Annotated in this window: 18 protein-coding genes; 12 read left to right on the top strand and 6 right to left on the bottom strand. The window is 71.9% G+C overall.

The genetic code is table 11. From position 1 onward, the window contains the following. Positions 1 to 10 precede the first annotated feature (10 nt). The 6 genes from ACFC0G_RS00770 (at position 11) to ACFC0G_RS00745 (ending at position 7,034) form a co-directional block, all read left to right on the top strand. A complete protein-coding gene (locus ACFC0G_RS00770; RefSeq protein WP_376395013.1) occupies positions 11 to 2,962 on the top strand; it encodes a M14 family zinc carboxypeptidase in 2,952 nt (983 codons plus the stop codon). A gap of 218 nt (positions 2,963 to 3,180) precedes the next feature. Continuing rightward, positions 3,181 to 4,191 carry a type I glyceraldehyde-3-phosphate dehydrogenase gene (gene gap, locus ACFC0G_RS00765; protein ID WP_376395010.1) on the top strand — a complete coding sequence of 337 codons (1,011 nt, stop codon included), beginning with the start codon at positions 3,181 to 3,183 and terminating at the stop codon, positions 4,189 to 4,191. Between the two features lie 105 nt (positions 4,192 to 4,296). Further along, on the top strand, positions 4,297 to 5,508 hold the full coding sequence (locus ACFC0G_RS00760) for a phosphoglycerate kinase (protein WP_376395007.1): 1,212 nt from the start codon (positions 4,297 to 4,299) through the stop codon (positions 5,506 to 5,508). 29 nt (positions 5,509 to 5,537) lie between these two features. Beyond that, entirely contained in the window at positions 5,538 to 6,293 is a 756-nt protein-coding gene (gene tpiA / locus ACFC0G_RS00755; protein ID WP_376396114.1) for a triose-phosphate isomerase, read from the top strand. Between the two features lie 97 nt (positions 6,294 to 6,390). Beyond that, positions 6,391 to 6,621, top strand: coding sequence for a preprotein translocase subunit SecG (gene secG, locus ACFC0G_RS00750; protein WP_376395004.1), 231 nt, complete (start codon positions 6,391 to 6,393; stop codon positions 6,619 to 6,621). Between the two features lie 77 nt (positions 6,622 to 6,698). Then, complete coding sequence (locus ACFC0G_RS00745) at positions 6,699 to 7,034, top strand: RNA polymerase-binding protein RbpA (RefSeq protein WP_071891222.1); 336 nt, start codon at positions 6,699 to 6,701, stop codon at positions 7,032 to 7,034. Between the two features lie 95 nt (positions 7,035 to 7,129). Here the strand turns inward: ACFC0G_RS00745 and ACFC0G_RS00740 are convergent, their stop codons facing one another. Next, a complete protein-coding gene (locus tag ACFC0G_RS00740; protein ID WP_376395001.1) occupies positions 7,130 to 7,981 on the bottom strand; it encodes a MurR/RpiR family transcriptional regulator in 852 nt (283 codons plus the stop codon). Positions 7,982 to 8,065: 84 nt separating this feature from the next. On the opposite strand from ACFC0G_RS00740, the gene ACFC0G_RS00735 reads away from it, so the two are divergent. The 6 genes from ACFC0G_RS00735 (at position 8,066) to ACFC0G_RS00710 (ending at position 14,963) form a co-directional block, all read left to right on the top strand. Next, positions 8,066 to 9,016 (top strand): N-acetylglucosamine kinase, encoded by a 951-nt coding sequence (locus ACFC0G_RS00735; RefSeq protein WP_376394998.1) that lies wholly within the window; start codon positions 8,066 to 8,068, stop codon positions 9,014 to 9,016. 62 nt (positions 9,017 to 9,078) lie between these two features. Then, positions 9,079 to 9,855, top strand: a complete 777-nt coding sequence (locus tag ACFC0G_RS00730; RefSeq protein ID WP_376394995.1) for a sugar isomerase domain-containing protein — start codon at positions 9,079 to 9,081, stop codon at positions 9,853 to 9,855. An 86-nt stretch (positions 9,856 to 9,941) separates the two neighbouring features. After that, on the top strand, positions 9,942 to 11,165 hold the full coding sequence (locus ACFC0G_RS00725; RefSeq protein ID WP_376394992.1) for an MFS transporter: 1,224 nt from the start codon (positions 9,942 to 9,944) through the stop codon (positions 11,163 to 11,165). A gap of 51 nt (positions 11,166 to 11,216) precedes the next feature. Further along, a complete protein-coding gene (gene pgi / locus ACFC0G_RS00720; RefSeq protein ID WP_376396111.1) occupies positions 11,217 to 12,872 on the top strand; it encodes a glucose-6-phosphate isomerase in 1,656 nt (551 codons plus the stop codon). Positions 12,873 to 12,876: 4 nt separating this feature from the next. Continuing rightward, on the top strand, positions 12,877 to 13,377 hold the full coding sequence (locus tag ACFC0G_RS00715; protein ID WP_376394989.1) for a PH domain-containing protein: 501 nt from the start codon (positions 12,877 to 12,879) through the stop codon (positions 13,375 to 13,377). Further along, the gene (locus tag ACFC0G_RS00710) at positions 13,374 to 14,963 is read left to right on the top strand and encodes a PH domain-containing protein (RefSeq protein ID WP_376394986.1); all 1,590 of its coding nucleotides are present in this window, start codon (positions 13,374 to 13,376) and stop codon (positions 14,961 to 14,963) included. Before ACFC0G_RS00715 ends, ACFC0G_RS00710 begins: the two co-directional genes overlap by 4 nt. Before the next feature lie 22 nt (positions 14,964 to 14,985). Here the strand turns inward: ACFC0G_RS00710 and pgl are convergent, their stop codons facing one another. From pgl to tkt, 5 genes are read right to left on the bottom strand one after another with little or no spacing between them, the layout of a single operon-like run. Continuing rightward, a complete protein-coding gene (gene pgl / locus ACFC0G_RS00705; protein WP_376394983.1) occupies positions 14,986 to 15,768 on the bottom strand; it encodes a 6-phosphogluconolactonase in 783 nt (260 codons plus the stop codon). Continuing rightward, positions 15,765 to 16,820: a glucose-6-phosphate dehydrogenase assembly protein OpcA gene (opcA, locus tag ACFC0G_RS00700; RefSeq protein WP_376394980.1), complete on the bottom strand. Its 1,056-nt coding sequence runs from the start codon at positions 16,818 to 16,820 to the stop codon at positions 15,765 to 15,767. Before opcA ends, pgl begins: the two co-directional genes overlap by 4 nt. After that, positions 16,817 to 18,349 carry a glucose-6-phosphate dehydrogenase gene (gene zwf, locus ACFC0G_RS00695; protein ID WP_376394977.1) on the bottom strand — a complete coding sequence of 511 codons (1,533 nt, stop codon included), beginning with the start codon at positions 18,347 to 18,349 and terminating at the stop codon, positions 16,817 to 16,819. Before zwf ends, opcA begins: the two co-directional genes overlap by 4 nt. Positions 18,350 to 18,354: 5 nt before the next feature. Then, positions 18,355 to 19,473 carry a transaldolase gene (gene tal, locus ACFC0G_RS00690; protein ID WP_024757161.1) on the bottom strand — a complete coding sequence of 373 codons (1,119 nt, stop codon included), beginning with the start codon at positions 19,471 to 19,473 and terminating at the stop codon, positions 18,355 to 18,357. Positions 19,474 to 19,509: 36 nt separating this feature from the next. After that, positions 19,510 to 21,597, bottom strand: a complete 2,088-nt coding sequence (gene tkt / locus ACFC0G_RS00685; RefSeq protein WP_376394973.1) for a transketolase — start codon at positions 21,595 to 21,597, stop codon at positions 19,510 to 19,512. Positions 21,598 to 21,696: the final 99 nt, after the last annotated feature.

The raw sequence follows: 21,696 nt of genomic DNA, 5'->3' as shown, positions 1-21,696 counted from the left end.
AGGGGGGCTCATGAGACGCAGAGCGAGATCGATCCTCGCCGCGGCTTCACTGCTGATCGCGGGAGTGGCGGCGGCACCCGTCGCCGGAGCACAGCCGAACGACCGGGACGGCGGCGACGCCCTCTCCGTATGGCGCGCCAAGGTCACGCAGGAGCAGGTTCCGCTGCTCCTCGACGCCGGCGCCGACGCCCATGAGATGACCGAGCAGGTGCCCGACCAGGGCTCCGCGACGGTCGAGCTCTTCCTCACCGACCGGCAGGCGGGGCAGCTGCGCGGCCAGGGGGTCGAGCTCGCCGAGCACACCCTGACCGAGCGGGCCGAGCAGCGGAACGCCGCCGCCGGCGACGGCGTCTTCCGCCCGTACGGCGGTCCGAACGGCCTCAAGCAGGAGATCCTCGACACCGCCCGGGCCAACCCCGGCATCACCAAGGTCGTCTCCATCGGCAAGACCCTCAAGGGCCAGGACATCCTCGCCCTCAAGGTCAGCAAGGGCGCGCAGCGCGTCAAGGACGGCTCCAAGCCCGCCACGCTGTACATGTCCAACCAGCACGCGCGCGAGTGGATCACCCCCGAGATGACGCGGCGGCTGCTCCACCACTACCTCGACGGCTACGGCGAGGACGAGCGGCTCACCCGGATCGTCGACTCCACCGAACTGTGGTTCGTGCTCTCCGCCAACCCGGACGGCTACGACTTCACCCACGCCGACCCCGACAACCGGCAGTGGCGCAAGAACCTCCGCGACAACGACGGGGACGGGCGGATCACGTCGGGCGACGGTGTCGACCTCAACCGCAACTTCGCCTACAAGTGGGGCTACGACAACGAGGGTTCGTCCCCCGACCCGGCCGACGAGACCTTCCGCGGCACCGGCCCCGTGTCCGAGCCCGAGACCAAGGCCCTCGACGCCTTCCAGAAGCGGATCGGCTTCTCGTACGGCATCAACTACCACTCGGCCGCGCAGCTCCTGCTGTACGGCGTCGGCTGGCAGGTCGCCACCGACACCCCCGACGACGTGGCCCTCAAGGCCCTCGCCGGCACCCCGCAGAACTCGGCCGTGCCCGGCTACCGGCCGCAGGTCTCCTCGGAGCTGTACATCACCAACGGCGAGGCGGACGGACACGCCGCCAACGTCAACGGGATGCAGATGTTCACCCCGGAGATGTCGACCTGCGCCACCGCCTCCCGGGTCGACCCGAACGACGCCTGGAACCCGGCCGACTGCGCCTCCGTCTTCACCTTCCCGGACGACGAGAAGCTGATCCAGGCCGAGTTCGCCAAGAACATCCCGTTCGCGCTCGCCGTCGCCGAGACCGCCGCCCACCCGGACCGGCCCGTCTCCCCGGTCGGCATCGACGCCCCCGACCTCACCCCGGCCGCCTTCACCACCTCCTACGCCCGCGGCGGGGAGCAGGAGGTCGCCGTCACCGCGCGCAAGTCCCTGCGCGACAAGACCCTCACCTACCGGATCAACGGCGGCCGCACCCACCGCGAGGACCTCGACGCCTGGAAGGGCGGCGAGACCTACGGCGGCGAGGACAACCTCTACTTCGACGAGTACCGCGCCGAGGTCGACGGCGCCCGGCCCGGCGACTCCGTCGAGGTCCGCTTCACCGCCCGCACCCGCGAGGGCCGCGCCACCGCCTCCGCCCCCTTCACCTACAAGGTGGCCGAGCGGCCCCGCGGCGACGTCCTCGTCCTCGCCGACGAGGGCGGCACCACCGCCGCGAAGCACACCGCCGCGTACGTGAAGGCGCTCGCCGACAGCGGGCGCAAGGCCGCCGTCTGGGACGTCGCCACCCAGGGCACCCCGGACGCCCTCGGCGTCCTCTCCCACTTCCGCACCGTCGTCTGGTACACCGGCGCCGAGCGGCCCTCCGGGCCCACCCAGCTCGCCGTCCGCGCCTACCTCAACGAGGGCGGGAAGCTGATCAACGCCGGCGAGAAGTCCGGCGGACTCACCGAGGTCGGCCGGGCCGAGACCAACGACTTCGCCCAGTACTACCTCGGCGCCTACCACCGGGCCGGCCTCGGGCAGCCGCCCGCCTTCGCCGGCACCGGCGCCTTCGCCGGCGTCGGCGCGAGCCTCGGCGCCGCCGCCGACAACCCGCTGGACAACGCCGGCGCGTACACCGTCACCTCGGACACCCTGAAGCCGAAGGAGTTCCCGCAGTTCGCGAGCAGCGCCTCCGCCGGTGACTACCCGGGCGTCCGCACCCCCTTCGAGCCCGCCGAGGGCACGACCTTCGCGGCCGTCAAGCACGCCGACGGCACCTGGGCCCGGCTCGGCAGGACCGTCGACCTCACCGGCGTCCCCGCCGCGTCGAAGCCGCGCCTGGACTTCCAGGTCAGCTACGACACCGAGCCCGGCTACGACAACGTCATCGTCGAGGCCCACACCGTCGGCCAGGACGACTGGACGACCCTGCCCGACACCAACGGCGGCACCTCCACCGCGCCCCCGGCCGACTGCGGCGAGGGCTACTACGTCCGCGGCCACCCCTTCCTCGCCCGCTACCTCACCGTCGGCGAGGACGGCTGCGCGTCGACCGGCACCACCGGCTCCTGGAACGCCTTCACCGGCCCCTCCAACGGCTGGCGGCAGGCCTCCGTCGACCTGAGCGCCTGGGCGGGCAAGCAGGTCGAGCTCTCGATCTCGTACGTCTCCGACCCCGGTACGGGAGAGATGGGCGCCTTCGTCGACGACACCCGGCTCGTCACCGGCACCACCACGCAGGCGGAGGGCTTCGAGACCGGCCTCGGCGCCTGGTCGGTCCCGGGCGCACCGGAGGGCAGCCCCGGCAACGGCGCCGACTGGACGCGCTCCGCGGCGCTCTTCCACTCCCAGGCCGCCGTCACCACCCGGGACACCGTCCTCCTCGGCTACGGCCTGGAGCACGTGCCCGGTGCGACCGAGCGGGCGAGGCTCGTCGGCCGCGCCCTCGCGGTGCTCCGGCGCTGACGGAGAGTAGTGGGGACAAAGGTCCCACGACGGCCCGTACCCGTTGGTAGGTGCGGGCCGTCGGCCGTTTTTCCTCACTTTCCGGGCTCGTACGGTTGCGCTCGATGTCACTCCCAGGGTCCCGGAGAGGTAGGGTCGTAAGCGGTCGGGGACATCCCTAAAAACAAAAATCTCGCCGGCGTCGAGCACACCGGCGTACCTAACGAGGAGATCGGTTCGTGACGATCCGCGTAGGCATCAACGGCTTTGGCCGCATCGGCCGGAACTACTTCCGCGCGCTCCTTGATCAGGGTGCTGACATCGAGATCGTGGCCGTCAACGACCTGGGTGACACCGCGACCACCGCGCACCTTCTGAAGTACGACACCATCCTGGGGCGCCTCAAGGCCGAGGTCACCCACACCGCCGACACCATCACCGTCGACGGCCGCACCATCAAGGTGCTCTCCGAGCGCAACCCGGCCGACATCCCCTGGGGCGAGCTCGGCGTCGACATCGTCATCGAGTCGACCGGCATCTTCACCAAGAAGGCCGACGCCGAGAAGCACATCGCCGGCGGCGCCAAGAAGGTCCTCATCTCGGCTCCGGCCTCCGACGAGGACATCACCATCGTCATGGGCGTCAACCAGGACAAGTACGACGCGGCCAAGCACCACGTCATCTCGAACGCGTCCTGCACGACCAACTGTGTCGCGCCGATGGCCAAGGTTCTCGACGAGAACTTCGGCATCGTCAAGGGCCTGATGACCACGGTCCACGCGTACACCAACGACCAGCGCATCCTGGACTTCCCGCACAAGGACCTGCGCCGCGCCCGCGCCGCCGCGGAGAACATCATCCCGACCACGACGGGTGCCGCCAAGGCCACCGCCCTGGTCCTCCCGCAGCTCAAGGGCAAGCTCGACGGCATCGCGATGCGCGTCCCGGTCCCGACCGGTTCCGCCACCGACCTGGTCGTCACCCTGGACCGCGAGGTCACCAAGGACGAGGTCAACGCCGCGTTCAAGAAGGCCGCCGACGACGGCGACCTCAAGGGCATCCTGTACTACACCGAGGACCCGATCGTGTCCTCGGACATCGTGAGCGACCCGGCCTCCTGCACCTTCGACGCCTCCCTGACCATGGTTCAGGAAGGCACCACGGTGAAGATCCTGGGTTGGTACGACAACGAGTGGGGCTACTCCAACCGTCTCGTCGACCTCACCGTCTTCGTCGGCGGCCAGCTCTAAACTTCAGGGCAGGCTTTCGATGTGAGCAGGGCTCGGGCAGCGCAACGCCGCGCTGTCTGAGCCCTGTCTCGTGTGCTCCACCGCGTACCAAGGAGTCTGTGACAGATGAAGACGATCGACGAGCTTCTCGCCGAAGGCGTCTCCGGCAAGCGGGTGTTCGTCCGCGCCGACCTCAACGTGCCCCTCGACGGCACGACCATCACCGACGACGGCCGCATCCGCGCCGTCGTCCCCACGGTGAAGGCACTCGCCGACGCCGGCGCCCGTGTCGTGGTCGCCTCGCACCTGGGCCGCCCCAAGGGCGCCCCGGACCCGGCGTTCTCGCTCGCCCCGGCCGCCGCTCGCCTCGGTGAGCTGCTCGGCGCCGAGGTGGCCTTCGCGACCGACACGGTCGGCGATTCCGCCACCGCCACCGTCGCCGGCCTCGCCGACGGCGGGGTCGCCGTGATCGAGAACCTCCGGTTCAACGCCGGCGAGACCTCGAAGGACGACGCCGAGCGCGGCGCCTTCGCGGACCAGCTGGCCGCGCTCGCCGACCTGTACGTCGGCGACGGCTTCGGCGCCGTGCACCGCAAGCACGCCTCGGTCTTCGACCTCCCGGCGCGCCTCCCGCACGCCGCGGGCTACCTCATCGCCACCGAGGTCGGCGTCCTGAAGAAGCTCACGGACGACGTCCGGCGGCCGTACGTGGTCGCGCTCGGCGGCGCCAAGGTCTCCGACAAGCTCGGGGTCATCGACCACCTCCTGGAGAAGGCCGACCGCATCCTCATCGGCGGCGGCATGGCGTACACCTTCCTCAAGGCCCAGGGCCACGAGGTCGGCATCTCGCTGCTCCAGGAGGACCAGATCCCGGCGGTCAAGGAGTACCTGGAGCGCGCCGAGGCCCGCGGGGTGGAGTTCGTGCTCCCCGTCGACGTCCTCGTCTCGCCCGAGTTCCCGGACCTGAAGACCAAGGCTCCGGCCAACCCGACCACGGTCGCCGCGGACGCCATCCCGGCGGACGAGGAGGGCCTGGACATCGGCCCGGAGACCCGTAAGCTCTACGCCTCGAAGCTCGCCGACGCGGGAACCGTCTTCTGGAACGGTCCGATGGGCGTCTTCGAGCACCCCGACTACGCCGAGGGCACCAAGGCCGTCGCCCAGGCGCTCGTCGACTCCCCGGCCTTCACGGTGGTCGGTGGTGGCGACTCCGCCGCCGCCGTCCGCATCCTGGGCTTCGACGAGAAGGCATTCGGCCACATTTCGACCGGCGGCGGCGCCTCCCTCGAGTACCTCGAGGGCAAGACGCTTCCCGGCCTCGCCGCACTGGAGGACTGAACACCTTGAGCAGCACCCGCACCCCGCTGATGGCGGGCAACTGGAAGATGAACCTCAACCACCTTGAGGCCATCGCCCACGTCCAGAAGCTCGCCTTCGCCCTGACCGACAAGGACTACGACGCCTGTGAGGTCGCCGTCCTGGTCCCCTTCACCGACCTGCGGTCCGTCCAGACCCTGATCGACGGCGACAAGCTGAAGATCAAGTACGGCGCCCAGGACCTCTCGGCCCACGACTCCGGTGCCTACACCGGTGAGATCTCGGGCTCGATGCTGGCGAAGTTCAAGTGCGCCTACGTGGCCGTCGGCCACTCCGAGCGCCGCCAGTACCACGCCGAGAACGACGAGGTCTGCAACGCGAAGGTGAAGGCCGCCTTCAAGCACGGCGTGACCCCGATCCTCTGCGTCGGCGAAGGCCTGGACATCCGCAAGGCCGGCCAGCAGGTCGCGTACACGCTCGCCCAGCTCGACGGCGGCCTGAAGGACGTCCCGGCCGAGCAGGCCGAGACCATCGTGATCGCGTACGAGCCGGTGTGGGCCATCGGCACGGGCGAGGTCGCCACCCCCGAGGACGCGCAGGAGGTCTGCGGGGCGATCCGCGGCCGTCTCGCGGAGCTGTACTCGCAGGAGCTGGCCGACAAGGTCCGCATCCAGTACGGCGGCTCGGTCAAGTCCGGCAACGTGGCCGCGATCATGGCGCAGCCGGACGTCGACGGCGCCCTGGTGGGCGGCGCGGCGCTGGACGCCGACGAGTTCGTCAAGATCGCGCGCTTCCGCGACCAGTGAGTATGCGGTAGCTGAGTTACGTCGTACCCTTGCGGGGGTCGGGCAGGTGCCCGGCCCCCGTCCGTATAAGTCCGAGGAAGTTGGTTCAGCCGTGGTTATGGGGTTCTCGATCGCCCTGCTCGTCTTCAGCGCGCTGCTGATGCTGCTCGTACTGATGCACAAGGGGAAGGGCGGCGGCCTCTCCGACATGTTCGGTGGCGGCATGCAGTCGTCCGTCGGTGGCTCCTCGGTCGCCGAGCGCAACCTGGACCGGATCACGGTTGTGGTCGGTCTGCTCTGGTTCGCCTGCATTGTGGTACTTGGTCTGCTGATGAAGTTGGACGGGTAACTCCAATCACTGGACGCGCGTTGGGCCTTACGTAGACTGGGGCATCTTCGAGCACCATCACGCAGGGAGTTACGACCGTGGCAAGTGGCAACGCGATCCGGGGAAGCCGGGTCGGAGCGGGGCCGATGGGCGAGGCCGAGCGGGGCGAATCGGCGCCGCGCGCCCGCATCTCCTTCTGGTGCTCGAACGGGCACGAGACGCAGCCGAGCTTCGCCAGCGACGCGGCGATCCCGGAGACCTGGGACTGTCCTCGCTGCGGCTTCCCGGCCGGGCAGGACCGGGACAACCCGCCGGACCCGCCGCGCACGGAGCCGTACAAGACCCACCTCGCCTATGTGCGGGAGCGGCGCAGCGACGCGGACGGCGAGGCCATCCTCGCCGAGGCGCTGGCCAAGCTGCGCGGCGAGATCTGAGCGTGGTGTGACGATGTGACGAACGGGCCTTGCCTGCGAACGCTGTTCGCGGACAAGGCCCGTTCGCCGCTTCGCAGCCGCTATTCCGTCACGCTTCAGCGGTGGCCGTCGGCGATGTGCGCGGTGAGCGCGAGGGACGCCGTCGCCCTGCCGTACGTCAGCTGTGCCACGCGCGCGTAGAGGCAGTCCACGATCAGCAGGACCGAGTGGCGCGTTCCGAAGCCGCCGCGGCGGAAGCCGGTCTCGGCGGAGGTCGAGCCGAGATGGACGCCGGCCGCGCGGGCGACGGGGGAGCGGTGGTCGCCGGTGACCGCGATCGTGGCCGCGCCGCGCTCGGCGGCGAGCCGCAGCGGGCCGAGGACCTCCCGGGTGGCGCCCGAGTGGGAGAAGGCGACGACCGCGTCGGCCGGGGTCAGCAGGGCCGCCGAGGTCTCCGCCGCGTGCACCTCGGTCCGGGCGCGGGCGTCGCAGCCGATGCCGAAGAGCCGGGCCTCGGCCTCCAGGGCGATCACGCCGGAGCCGCCGACCCCGTAGACGTCGATCCGGCGGGCCGCGGCGAGCGTCCGGGCGGCCCGGTCCAGGGCGTCGAGGTCGAGACTCTCCGCGGTCCTGCGCAGCGCCTGGAGGTCGGCCCGCGCGACGACGGAGACGAGCCGGTCCAGCGGGTCGTCGGGGCCGATGTCCGGGCCGAGCGGCCGGGGTTCCGGCTCCTCGGAGTCCACCTGGCCCTGCTCCTTGGCGAGTTCGTACTGGAGGTCCCGGTACGACGGGAGGCCGAGGGCCTGGCAGAAGCGGGTGACGGTGGCCTGGGACGTCCCGGTCCGCTGCCCGACCTCGGATGCGGACGCCTTCGGGACGTCGGCGGGGCGCTCCAGGACCCAGAGGCCGACCTTCCGCAAGGAGCCGGACATCCTGGGCAGTTCGGAGCGGATCAGTGCGGTGATCATGCGGCGCGCCTTCGGTCCGTCGTGTCGTGTCTTCGCGTGGCGGGTCTTGTCGTGCGGTGAATCTATCAACCACCATGCGGACTGATGGACGAATCCAGTATTCACGCGGAGCGCTCATGGGTGGTCGGGATCGACGCGGGCGGTACGCGGATCAGGGCGCGGCTCGCGGACGCGGCGGGCGGTCCGGCCCTCGGTGAGGGGGCGGGCGGTCCGGGCAACGCGCTGAGCGTGGCGCCCGCCGCGCTCGCGCGCCACCTCACGGACGCGCTCCGGGAGGCGCTGCCGGAGGGCGGGGGGCGGCACGTCCGGGCCGTCGTGGCCGGGTTCGCCGGCGGGGGAGAGGGCGCGGGGCGGGAGCGCGCCCTGACGGCCCTCGCGCGGGCCCTCGACGCGGTGGGCGCGGCGCCCGGCGCGGTCGAGGTGTACGGGGACGCGGAGGTCGCCTTCGCCGCCGGGCCGGGCGCCCCGGCCGACGGGCTCGTCCTGATCGCGGGGACGGGCGCCGCCGCCGCACGGGTGGAGCGGCGCCGCGCCCTCCGGGTCGTGGACGGCGACGGCTGGCTCCTCGGGGACGCGGGCAGCGGCTTCTGGCTCGGCCGCGAGGCGGTCCGGACCGTGCTGCGCGCCCTGGACGGCCGCGGGCCGCGGACCGCGCTCGCCGGGCCGGTGGGCGAGGTGTGCGGCGGGCTCACCAAGGAGGCCGTCGTGCGGTACGCGTACGAGGGGCATCCGGTCCGGCTCGCGGCGCTGAGCCCGCTCGTGGTCGCCGCGGCGGCGGCCGGGGACGGCCCGGCGCGGGAGCTCCTGGACCGGGCGGGAGCCGAACTCCGCGCCACCGTGCGGGCGCTGGGGCCGCGCCCCGGCGAGCCCCTGGTGGTCACGGGCGGGCTCGTCGGCCCGGGCGGCCCGCTGCTCGGCCGGCTCGTGGAGGGGGTACGGGAGTGGGGCCTCGTCCCCGTGCCCGTACCGGACGGGGTGGCGGGCGCGGTGGCGCTCGCCCGCCTGGCCGGGTCCCTTGACGGCGCGTCACCCTGACTGGTTCATTGATTCGCGTCGATCAGAAGATATGGGTTCACTGAACCAGTGGAGGCTCCGTCATGTCCGCCGCCCTGCCTCGACCCGACCTCGGCGCCGCCCGGTTCGCCGACCACGCCCGCGGCGCCGTCGACCACGCCGTCGCCGCCAACGAGGACACCGTCCCGCTCGCCGCCCGCCTCCTCGCCGACTGCGTCGCCGCCGACGGGGTGATCCACGCCTTCGGCACCGGCCACTCCCAGGCCGCCGCCCTGGAGATCGCGGGCCGGGCCGGCGGCCTCGTCCCCACCAGCCGGATCTCCCTCGCCGATCTCGTCCTGCGCGGCGGCGAGGACCCCGCCGTCCTCGCCGACCCCCTCCTCGAACGCTCCCCGGGCCTCGCCGACCGGCTCTACGCCCTCGCCGACCCCCGCCCGCAGGACCTGTTCGTCGTCATCTCCAACTCCGGCGTCAACAACGCGATCGTCGACCTCGCCCTCAAGGTCACCGCGGCCGGACACCGGCTGATCGCCCTCACCTCGCTCGAACACACCCACGCCGTCCCCGCCCTCCACCCGAGCGGCAAGCGCCTCGCCGACCTCGCCGACGCCGTCCTCGACAACTGCGCCCCCACCGGCGACGCCGTCCTCCCGCTCCCCGGCGGCGGCGGACTGTGCGGGATCTCCACCCTCACCTCCTCGCTCCTCGTCCAGATGACCGTCGCCGAAGCCGTCGCCCTGCTCCTCGCCGAGGGCCACGAACCGCCCGTGTACGTCTCCGCCAACATCCCCGGCGGCCACGAGCGCAACGCCCTCCTCGAAGCCCGCTACGAGGGGCGGCTGCACCGCGGCGGGTACTGACACCGCCGACGCCCGCCGGACCGGCGTTGTCAGTGGCGTCCTCTACGGTCGATCGGGCAAGGGGATCATCGACGCAGGGGGGCGCCGTGACGGCGACCGAGACAGTGGCGGCCAGGGCCGTACCCGACTGGCGAGGCGGCTTCGGACGGTTGTGGACGGCCGCGGTCGTCTCCCGGTTCGGCGACTCGCTGCGTACCGCCGCCCTGCCCCTCCTCGCCGCCTCGCTCACCGACGACCCCCTCCTCATCGCCTCCGTCACTGCCTGCGGCTTCCTGCCCTGGCTGCTCTTCGGACTCCTCGGCGGAGCGGTCGCCGACCGGGTCGACCAGCGACGGGCCATGTGGGCGGTCGACCTCGTCCGCGGTGCGCTCATGGCCGCGTTCGCCGTGGCCGTCGCGCTCGGACACGCCACGATCGCCCTGCTGCTCGTCCTCGCCTTCGCCCTCACGACCCTGCAGACCCTCTTCGACAACGCGGCCACGGCCCTTCTCCCCGCCCTCGTCCCCACCGAGGCCCTCGCCGCGGCCAACGCCCGCCTGATGACCGGTCAGCAGTTCGCGGGCGGCCTCCTCGCCGCGCCCCTGGTGCCCGCCCTGCTCCTCGCAGGCGACGCCGTGCCGTACGTGGCCGACGCCGCCACCTACGTCCTCGCCGCGCTCCTCATCGCCTCCCTGCGGACCGGGGCACCCGAGAGACCGCCCCGCCCGGCCGGGTCCACCCTCCGCAAGGAGATGACCGAAGGGCTCGCCACGCTCCGCCGGGACCGGCCCCTGCGGTGGCTCTGCACGGCCACCACCCTCTGCAACATCGGCATGGGCGCCCTCATCGCCACCCTCGTCGTCCACGTGACGGACGGGCACCAGGCCGGCAGCGCCGGAAACGCCGCATACGCCGCCACCCTCACCGCCTACGCGGTGGGCGGCGTCATCGGCGGCTTCCTCGCCCGCCGCGTCGCCGAGCGGACCGGACGGATACGCGCCGTCGCCCTCGCCGGGACGGTCCAGACGGGCTGCCTGGTCCTGATGGGCGCCGTCCCCGCCCTCGCGGTATCGATCGCCGCCATGGCGGTGTTCGGCTTCATGGGGACGGTGTGGAACGTCAACCAGACGACCCTCATGCAGGAGCGCGCCCCCGAGGGGATGCTCGGCCGCATCGCCGCGGCCTTCCGCACCCTCGCCGTCGCGGGCGCTCCCCTCGGGGCCCTCCTCGGCGGCGCCGCGGCCGCCGGCTGGGGACCGCACACACCGGCCCTCCTCGCGGCGGCACTGTTCGCGCTCGCCGTAGCGTCGTTGGCCCCCCTGATCAATTAGGTTGGAGGGGCAGCGGGGCAGACATACGAGAAGAAGTGGGCGATGTCCGAGATGAACAACGAAGGCCGCACCAGGCTGAACCGGCTGCCCGAGTGGGCGGCCCTCGGCAAGCACCGTGAGCAGCTGGGCGACACCCACCTGCGCGAGCTCTTCGCCGCGGACCCGGCGCGCGGCACCGACCACACCCTGCGGGTCGGCGACCTCTACCTGGACTACTCCAAGCACCTCGTCACCGACGAGACGCTGACCCTGCTGCGCGAACTCGCCGCCGCCACCGGCGTGGCCGAGCTGCGCGACGCCATGTTCCGCGGCGAGAAGATCAACACCACCGAGGACCGGGCGGTCCTCCACACCGCGCTGCGCGCCCCGCGCGGGGCCGTCATCGAGGTCGACGGGGAGAACGTCGTCCCCGGCGTCCACGCCGTCCTCGACACGATGGGCGCGTTCTCCGACAAGGTCCGCGCGGGCGAGTGGACCGGCCACACCGGCAAGCCGGTCAAGAACATCGTGAACATCGGCATCGGCGGCTCCGACCTCGGCCCCGCCATGGCCTACGAGGTCCTGCGCTCCTTCACGCAGCGGGACCTGACGCTCCGTTTCGTCTCCAACGTGGACGGCGCCGACCTCCACGAGGCCGTCCGCGACCTCGACCCCGCCGAGACGCTGTTCATCGTCGCCTCGAAGACCTTCACCACCATCGAGACGATCACCAACGCCACCTCCGCGCGCGACTGGCTCCTCGGCGGCCTCGGCGCCGGCCAGGAGGCCGTCGCCAAGCACTTCGTGGCCCTCTCGACCAACGCCGAGAAGGTCGCCGAGTTCGGCATCGACACCACGAACATGTTCGAGTTCTGGGACTGGGTCGGCGGCCGCTACTCCTACGACTCCGCCATCGGCCTCTCCCTGATGATCGCCATCGGCCCGGAGCGCTTCCGCGAGATGCTCGACGGCTTCCACCTCGTCGACGAGCACTTCCGCACGGCCCCGCCCGAGGAGAACGCGCCGCTGCTGCTCGGCCTCCTCGGCGTCTGGTACGGCGCGTTCTTCGACGCGCAGTCGCACGCCGTCCTGCCGTACTCCCACTACCTCTCCAAGTTCACCGCCTACCTCCAGCAGCTCGACATGGAGTCCAACGGCAAGTCGGTGGACCGCGAGGGCAACCCGGTCGACTGGCAGACCGGCCCCGTCGTCTGGGGCACCCCCGGCACCAACGGGCAGCACGCCTACTACCAGTTGATCCACCAGGGCACCAAGGTCATCCCGGCCGACTTCATCGGCTTCGCCCGGCCCGTCGCCGACCTGCTCCCCGGCCTCGTCGCCCAGCACGACCTGCTGATGGCCAACTTCTTCGCCCAGACCCAGGCGCTCGCCTTCGGCAAGACGCCCGAGGAGGTACGGGCCGAGGGCGTCCCCGAGGAGCTCGTCCCGCACAAGACCTTCCAGGGCAACCACCCGACCACCACGATCCTCGCCGACGCGCTCACCCCGTCCGTCCTCGGCCAGCTGATCGCGCTCTACGAGCACAAGGTCTTCGTCCAGGGCGCGATCTGGAACATCGACTCCTTCGACCAGTGGGGCGTCGAACTCGGCAAGGTCCTCGCCAGGAAGATCGAGCCGGTCCTGACGGAGGGCGAGGGCGGCGAGCACCTCGACAGCTCGACCGCCGGGCTCGTCTCGGCCTACCGCGCGCTGCGCGACCGGGGCTGATCGCATGACGGGGGAGAACGCGGTGCGGCTGCGGCCGCCCAGGAACGCCGTCGACGAGCGGGCCGTCGCCTGGTGGCGGAGCCAGCTCCTGGTGACCACCGCCGTGCCGGTGGTGATCCTCGCCGTCCTCGGCGCGCTCATCGGGCCCGCCCGGTTCTGGCTGCTGCTCGCGGCCGGGACCGTCGCGGCCCTCGGCCTCGCCTGCGCCGCGTTCTTCCCCGCCTGGTGGTTCCGGGTGCACCGCTGGGAGGTGACCGACGAGGCCGTCTACGTCCGCACCGGGGCCCTGTGGCAGGAGTGGCGGATCGCCCCGATGTCCCGGATCCAGACGGTCGACACCGTACGCGGCCCGCTGGAGCAGCTCTTCCGGCTCGGCACCGTCACGGTGACCACCGCCTCCTCGAAGGGCGCGCTCCGGATCGAGGGCCTCGACCACGAGCTCGCCGCCGAGCTCGGCGAGCGGCTCACGGCCCTCACCCAGGCCACCCCCGGGGACGCCACATGAGCGAGGAGGGGCCCGTCGGGGGAGTACCCGGCGGGGAAGGCCACGACGAGGAGTGGCGGCGCCTGGAGCGGCGCATGCTCCTGGCCACCGCCGCCGTCCTGTGCGGCGTGGCGGGCGGCGCCGGACTGCCCACGGTGGTCGGCCTCGCCGGATCCAGGCCGCTGTGGCAGGCCCTCTCCTGGGTCCTCGCCGGAGCCTTCCTCCTCGTCCTCGGCGGCACCCTCGTCGACTACGTCCGCTTGCGCCGTACCCGCTACCGGATCGGCCCCGAGCGGGTCGAACTCCACACCGGGCTCCTGCTGATCAAACGCCGCTCCCTGGCCCGTGAGCGCGTCCGCAGCGTCGACCTCACCGCCAACCCCCTCCAGCGCGTCCTCGGGCTCGTCAAGGTCCGCATCGGCACCGGAGAGAGCACCGGCGGCAGCGAGTCCACGCTCGAACTCGACCTGGTCACCCGCGCCGAGGGCGAGCGCCTCCGCCACGACCTCCTCGCCCGCACCACCACCGACCCCGCCGGCGTTCCCGACGAGGGCGCCCTCGCCACCGTCGACCCGCGCTGGATCCGCTACGCCCCGGTCTCCTTCCTCGCCCCGGCCCTCGGCGGCGCGGCGGCCGGGGCCGTCATGCAGGTCAGCGAGTGGTTCGGCGCCCAGGCCGAGGTCATCGGCTGGATAGGGGACCGCTTCCGGGACGTCTCCCTCACCTGGATGATCGTCGACCTGATCCTCATCGCCACCGTCGTCGGTGCCGTCGGCTCCCTCGGGCTGTGGGTCGAGATGTGGTGGAACCACCGCCTGGAGCGCGAGCCCGGCGGCACCCTGCGCGTCCGCCGCGGCCTCCTCACCGCCCGCTCCGTCTCCATCGAGGAGCGCCGGCTGCGCGGGATCGAGGTCGTCGAGCCGCTGGGCGTACGCCTGGTCGGGGCCGCCCGGGTCGACGCCGTCGCCACCGGCCTCGCCAAGGACGACGGGGACAAGCACGCCGACCTCAAGACCCTGCTGCCGGCCGCGCCCCGGGAGACGGCCGACCGCGTCGCCGCCCAGGTCCTGCGCGAGCCGGAACCGCCCACCGGGGCGCCGCTCGCCGCCCATCCCCGCGCCGCCCGCACCCGCCGGCTGCGCTGGGCCCTCTGGTCCGTCGCCGCCCCGGCCGCCCTCCTCGCCGTCCTCGGGCTGCTCCTCACCCCGGTCCTGCTGTACGTGGCGGCGGGCTGCGTCGTCGTCCTCACCCCGCTCGCGGTGCTCCTCGCCCTCGACGCGTACCGCAGTCTCGGACACGGCGTCAGCGGCGCCTATCTGGTGACCCGTTCGGGCACGGTCCGGCGCGCCACGGTCGCCCTCCAGCGCTCCGGCGTCATCGGCTGGACCGTCAAGCAGTCGTACTTCCAGCGCCGCGCGGGCGTCCTCACGCTGACCGCCACGACGGCGGCCGGCGAGGGCGCGTACGACATCCACGACGCGGGCGAGAGCCAGGGCCTGACCTTCGCCGCCGAGGCCGTACCGGACCTCCTCGCGCCCTTCCTGGAGCCCGTACCGACGCCGGAGGCCCGGTCCACCTCCCGCCGGACGAAGTCCAGGGGGAGGTGAACCGGGCCTCCAGGTCGTGGAATCAGGCCGAAGCCGGCGGATACAGGCTCCGCGGCAGCTCCGAGGCGGCCGCCGCGTCGAGCAGCCACAGCGTGCGCGAGCGGCCGTAGGCGCCCGCCGCCGGGGCCTGCACCTCGCCCGCACCGGACAGCGCGATCGCCGCGGCCTTCGCCTTGTCCTCGCCGGCCGCGAGCAGCCAGACCTCCTTGGCCGCCCTGATCGCCGGAAGCGTCAGCGAGACCCGGACCGGCGGCGGCTTGGGAGCGCCGTGCACCCCGACCACCGTCCGCTCGGTCTCGCGGACCGCCGGCAGCTCCGGGAAGAGCGACGCCACATGCGTGTCCGGGCCGACGCCCAGCATCAGCACGTCGAAGGTCGGCACCCCGCCATGGTCACCGGGACCCGCGGCGGCGGCCAGCTCCGCCGCGTACGCGGCGGCGGCGGCGTCGACATCGCTGCCGTACGGACCGTCCGAGGCCGGCATCGCGTGCACCCGTGCCGGGTCGAGAGGCACCCGGTCGAGCAGCGCCTCACGGGCCTGGGTGACGTTCCGCTCGGGATCGCCCTCCGGCAGGAAACGCTCGTCGCCCCACCACAGGTCGAGCCGCGACCAGTCGACTGCGTCCCGCGCGGGCGCCGAACCCAGCGCCGCGAGCAGGCCGTTGCCGTTGCGCCCGCCGGTCAGTACGACCGAGGCGGAGCCGCGGGTGGCCTGGGCGTCCACGATCCGGGTGATCAGCCGGGCCGCGGCGGCCTGCGCCATCAGCTCCTTGTCGCGGTGGACGACCAGCTGAGGGGTGCTCACTTGGCCGCCGCCTTCTTGGCCGGAGCCTTCTTCGCGGCGGGCTTCGCGGGGGCCGGGGCCGACTCCACGACCACGGCCGCCTCGGCGACGGGCTCGTCGACAGGCACGGGAGCGACGGTCGCCGCCTCCTCGTCGAGCCGCTCAAGACCGAACTTGAGCGCCGTCGCGTAGGTGTCGTCCGGGTCGAGCCGGCGCAGCTCCTCCGCGATCAGCTCGGCCGTGTCCCGGCGCTTGAGCGCCACGCCGCGGTCCGGCTGCCCCTGGATGGAGAGCGTCGCGAGCGAGCCGTCCGGCCGGTCCAGCACGATCGGCCCGGAGCTGGTCTCCATCCGTACGGAGGTGAGCCCCGGCCCGGTCGACTTCGCGCGCCGCACCGGCACCTTCAGCCGCTCGGCGAGCCACATCGCGAGCAGCTCGACGCTCGGGTTGAACTCCTCGCCCTCGACCTCGGCCGAGGTGACCTCGCACGCGACCTGGTCGAGCGCGGCGGCGAGCATCGAGCGCCACGGGGTGATCCGGGTCCACGAGAGGTCCGTGTCGCCCGGGGTGTACGTGTCCGCCCGCGCCGTCAGCTCCTGGATGGGCTGCTCGGCGGCGTACGTGTCGGTCACCCGGCGCTGGGCGAGCGCGCCCAGCGGGTCGTTCGCCGGGTCGGTCGGCGCGTTCACCGGCCACCAGACGACGACGGGGGCGTCCGGGAGGAGCAGCGGCAGCACCACCGACTGGGCGTGGTCGACGACCTCGCCGTACAGCCGGAGCACAACCGTTTCGCCGGTGCTGGCGTCGGCGCCGAGGCGGACCTCGGCGTCGAGCCGCGCCTTGGCGCGGTCCCGCGGGGAGCGCGAGACCCGCTTGATGACGACGAGGGTCCGCGAGGGGTGCTCGCGGGACGCCTCGTTGGCCGCCTTCAGCGCGTCGTAGGCGTTCTCCTCGTCGGTGACGATGACGAGGGTGAGCACCATGCCGACGGCCGGGGTGCCGATCGCCCGCCGCCCGAGCACCAGCGCCTTGTTGATCTTGGAGGACGTGGTGTCCGTCAGGTCGGTCTTCATGGCCGGCGCCAGCTCCGTCCGTCTCGTGCGAGCATCTCGTCCGCCTCGACCGGACCCCAGGTCCCGGACTGGTACTGCGCGGGCGTGCCGTGCGTGTCCCAGAACTGCTCGATCGGGTCGAGGATCTTCCAGGACAGCTCGACCTCCTCCACGCGCGGGAAGAGGTTCGAGTCGCCGAGCAGGACGTCGAGGATGAGCCGCTCGTACGCCTCGGGGCTGGACTCCGTGAAGGACTCGCCGTAGGCGAAGTCCATCGACACGTCCCGGATCTCCATCTGGGTGCCGGGCACCTTGGAGCCGAACCGCACCGTCACGCCCTCGTCCGGCTGGACCCGGATCACGATGGCGTTGCGGCCGAGCTCCTCGGTCGCGGTGTGGTCGAAGGGGGAGTGCGGGGCGCGCTGGAAGACGACCGCGATCTCGGTGACGCGGCGGCCCAGGCGCTTGCCCGTACGGAGGTAGAAGGGGACGCCCGCCCAGCGGCGGTTGTCGATCTCCAGCTTCACGGCCGCGTAGGTGTCGGTCTTCGACTGGGGGTCGATGCCGTCTTCCTGGAGGTAGCCGACGGCCTTCTCGCCGCCCTGCCACCCGGCCGCGTACTGACCCCGGACCGTGGTCTTCCCCGGGTCCGTCGGCAGCTTCACCGCGCCGAGGACCTTGGTCTTCTCGGCGGCGAGCGCGTCGGCGTCGAAGGAGGCGGGCTCCTCCATCGCGGTCAGCGCCAGCAGCTGGAGCAGGTGGTTCTGGATGACGTCACGGGCGGCGCCGATGCCGTCGTAGTACCCGGCCCGGCCGCCGATGCCGATGTCCTCGGCCATGGTGATCTGGACGTGGTCGACGTACGACCTGTTCCAGATCGGCTCGAAGAGGGTGTTGGCGAAGCGGAGCGCCAGGATGTTCTGGACGGTCTCCTTGCCGAGGTAGTGGTCGATGCGGAAGACCGCGTCGGGCGGGAAGACCTCGTGGACGACCTCGTTGAGCTCCTTGGCGGAGGTCAGGTCGTGACCGAAGGGCTTCTCGATGACCGCGCGGCGCCAGGAGCCGTCCTTCTGGTCGGCCAGGCCGTGCTTCTTGAGCTGCCGGACCACCAGGGGGAAGAACTTCGGCGGCACGGAGAGGTAGAAGGCGAAGTTGCCGCCCGTACCCTGCGCCTTGTCCAGCTCCTCGACGGTGGACTTCAGCTTCTCGAAGGCCTCGTCGTCGTCGAAGTCGCCCTGGACGAACCGCATGCCCTGGATCAGCTGCTGCCACACCTCCTCGCGGAACGGGGTGCGCGCGTGCTGCTTGACCGCCTCGTAGACCTCCTGCGCGAAGTCCTCGTCCTGCCATTCGCGGCGGGCGAAGCCGACGAGCGAGAAGCCCGGCGGCAGCAGACCGCGGTTGGCCAGGTCGTAGACGGCAGGCATCAGCTTCTTGCGGGACAAATCGCCCGTGACGCCGAAGATCACCAGGCCCGACGGCCCCGCGATGCGCGGGAGCCGTCGGTCGGCGGCGTCACGGAGCGGGTTGGCTCCGTCGACTGCGCTCAAAGTGCTTACGCCTCCGCAGGTACGCGGCGCGCGAGCTCCGCCTCGGTGGACTTGAGCAGGTCGTTCCAGGACGCCTCGAACTTGTCGACGCCCTCGTCCTCCAGGAGCTGCACGACCTCGTCGTAGCTGATGCCCAGCTTTGCGATGGCCGCCAGCTCCGCGCGGGACTGGTCGTACGTGCCGCGCACGGTGTCACCGGTGACCTCGCCGTGGTCGGCGGTGGCCTCCAGGGTGCCTTCCGGCATGGTGTTGACCGTGCCCGGGGCGACCAGGTCCACGACGTACAGCGTGTCCTTGTACGCCGGGTCCTTGACGCCGGTCGAGGCCCACAGCGGACGCTGCTTGTTGGCCTGCGCCTTGTCGAGGGCGGCCCAGCGGTCCGAGGAGAAGACCTCCTCGAACGCCTCGTAGGCCAGGCGGGCGTTGGCCAGAGCGGCCTTGCCCTTGAGCGCCTTGGCCTCGTCGGTGCCGATGCCGTCCAGGCGCTTGTCGATCTCCGAGTCCACACGGGACACGAAGAAGGACGCCACCGAGTGGATCTTCGAGAGGTCGAGGCCGCGCTCGCGGGCCTTCTCCAGGCCCGCCAGGTAGGCGTCCATGACCGCGCGGTAGCGCTCCAGCGAGAAGATCAGCGTGACGTTGACGCTGATGCCGAGGCCGATGACCTCGGTGATCGCCGGCAGACCCGCCTTGGTGGCCGGAATCTTGATGAGCGTGTTGGGGCGGTCCACCAGCCAGGCCAGCTGCTTGGCCTCGGCGATGGTGGCGACCGTCTCGTGGGCGAGACGGGGGTCGACCTCGATGGAGACCCGGCCGTCCTGGCCGTCGGTCGCCTCGAAGACCGGCCGCAGGATGTCGGCGGCGTCGCGCACGTCCGCCGTCGTGATCATGCGGATGGCCTCGTCGACGGTCACCTTGCGGGCGGCGAGGTCGGCGAGCTGCTGCTCGTAACCGTCACCCGAGGTGATGGCCTTCTGGAAGATCGACGGGTTCGTGGTCACGCCGACCACGTGGCTCTGGTCGATGAGCTCGGCCAGGTTGCCGGACGTGATCCGCTTGCGCGAGAGGTCGTCCAGCCAGATCGCGACGCCTTCGTCGGAGAGGCGCTTGAGAGCGTCTGTCATGAGAATTGCATCTCCATTAAGTCGTACGTATGGGCGTCAGCGCGCGGCGGCGGCGAGAGATTCCCGGGCGGCGGCGACGATCGCATCCGGCGTGAACCCGAACTCGCGGAAGAGGACCTTCGCGTCCGCCGAGGCACCGAAGTGCTCCAGCGAGACGATCCGGCCGGCGTCCCCGACGTACCGGTGCCAGGTGAGACCGATGCCGGCCTCGACCGCGACGCGGGCCTTGACCGACGGCGGCAGGACGGAGTCCTTGTACGCCTGGTCCTGCTCCTCGAACCACTCGACGGACGGCATCGAGACCACCCGGGTCGGGACGCCGGCGGCCTGGAGCTGCTCGCGGGCGTCGACGGCCAGGTGGACCTCGGAACCGGTCGCGATCAGCACGAGCTGCGCGTCGCCACCGTCGGCGTCGAACAGCACGTAGCCGCCCTTGGCCGCGTCCTCGTTCGGCGCGTAGGTCGGCACGCCCTGACGGGTGAGGGCCAGACCGTGCGGGGCACCCTTGCCGAAGACCTTGGTGTGCCGCTTCATGATCTCGCGCCAGGCGATCGTCGTCTCGTTGGCGTCGGCCGGACGGACCACGTTCAGACCCGGGATCGCGCGCAGCGAGGCGAGGTGCTCCACCGGCTGGTGCGTCGGGCCGTCCTCGCCCAGACCGATCGAGTCGTGCGTCCAGACGTACGTCACCGGCAGGTGCATCAGGGCCGACAGACGCACCGCGTTGCGCATGTAGTCGGAGAACACCAGGAAGGTGCCGCCGTAGATGCGCGTGTTGCCGTGGAGCGCGATGCCGTTCATCTCGGCGGCCATCGAGTGCTCGCGGATGCCGAAGTGGATCGTGCGGCCGTACTTGTCGGCCTCCGGCAGCGGGTTGCCCTCGGGCAGGAACGACGAGGTCTTGTCGATCGTCGTGTTGTTCGAGCCGGCCAGGTCGGCCGAGCCGCCCCACAGCTCCGGGATGATCGCGCCGAGCGCCTGGAGGACCTTGCCCGAGGCCGCGCGGGTGGCGACACCCTTGCCCGGCTCGAAGACGGGGAGCTTCTCCTCCCAGCCGGCCGGCAGCTCGTTCGCCTGGATGCGGTCGAACTCCGCCGCCCGCTCCGGGTTGGCCGTGCGCCACTCCGCGAGGGACTTCTCCCACGCGGCACGCGCCTCACGGCCCCGGTCGCCGAGCGAACGGGTGTGCGTGATGACCTCGTCGGTGACCTCGAAGGTCTGCTCCGGGTCGAAGCCCAGGACGCGCTTGGTGGCCGCGATCTCCTCGTCGCCGAGCGCCGAGCCGTGCGAGGCCTCGGTGTTCTGCGCGTTCGGCGCGGGCCAGGCGATGATCGAGCGCATCGCGATGAACGACGGACGCTCGGTCTCGGCCTCGGCGGCCCTGACCGCCGCGTACAGCGCCGCCGGGTCCAGGTCGCCGTTGGCCTTCGACTCGACGCGCTGGACGTGCCAGCCGTACGCCTCGTACCGCTTCATCGTGTCCTCGGACACGGCCGTCTCGGTGTCGCCCTCGATCGAGATGTGGTTGTCGTCCCACAGCAGGATCAGGTTGCCGAGCTTCTGGTGACCGGCGAGCGAGGACGCCTCGGCGGAGATGCCCTCCTGGAGGCAGCCGTCACCGGCGATCGCGTAGATGCGGTGGTCGAACGGGGAGGTGCCGGGGGCCGCCTCCGGGTCGAACAGACCGCGCTCGAAGCGGGCGGCCATCGCCATGCCCACGGCGTTGGCGACACCCTGGCCCAGCGGGCCGGTGGTCGTCTCGACGGCGGCCGTGTGGCCGTACTCCGGGTGACCGGGGGTCTTCGAACCCCAGGTGCGGAAGGCCTTCAGGTCGTCCAGCTCAAGACCGAAGCCACCCAGGTACAGCTGGGTGTAGAGGGTCAGGGACGAGTGGCCCGCGGAGAGGACGAACCGGTCGCGCCCGACCCACTCGGGGTCGGCCGGGTCGTGCCGCATCACCTTCTGGAAGAGGGTGTACGCGGCGGGCGCCAGGCTCATCGCCGTACCGGGATGGCCGTTGCCGACCTTCTGTACGGCGTCCGCGGCCAGGATGCGGGCGGTATCGACAGCCCGCTGGTCCAATTCGGTCCACTCGAGGTCTGTGGTGGTCGGCTTAGTGCTCACCCTGGGTCAGGGCTCCTCTCCACATGTTCTGAAGCCGGTGACTGAGGGTGTACCGGCGGTGTCGAGCCTACCCCCGACAGGGCCCCCTCTTTTCGTGTG

The sequence above is a fragment of the Streptomyces sp. NPDC056169 genome, assembly GCF_042268445.1.
Classification (GTDB): domain Bacteria; phylum Actinomycetota; class Actinomycetes; order Streptomycetales; family Streptomycetaceae; genus Streptomyces.
Note: the sequence above shows the minus strand (reverse complement) of the source record. Positions and strands in the feature narration are given on the sequence as shown.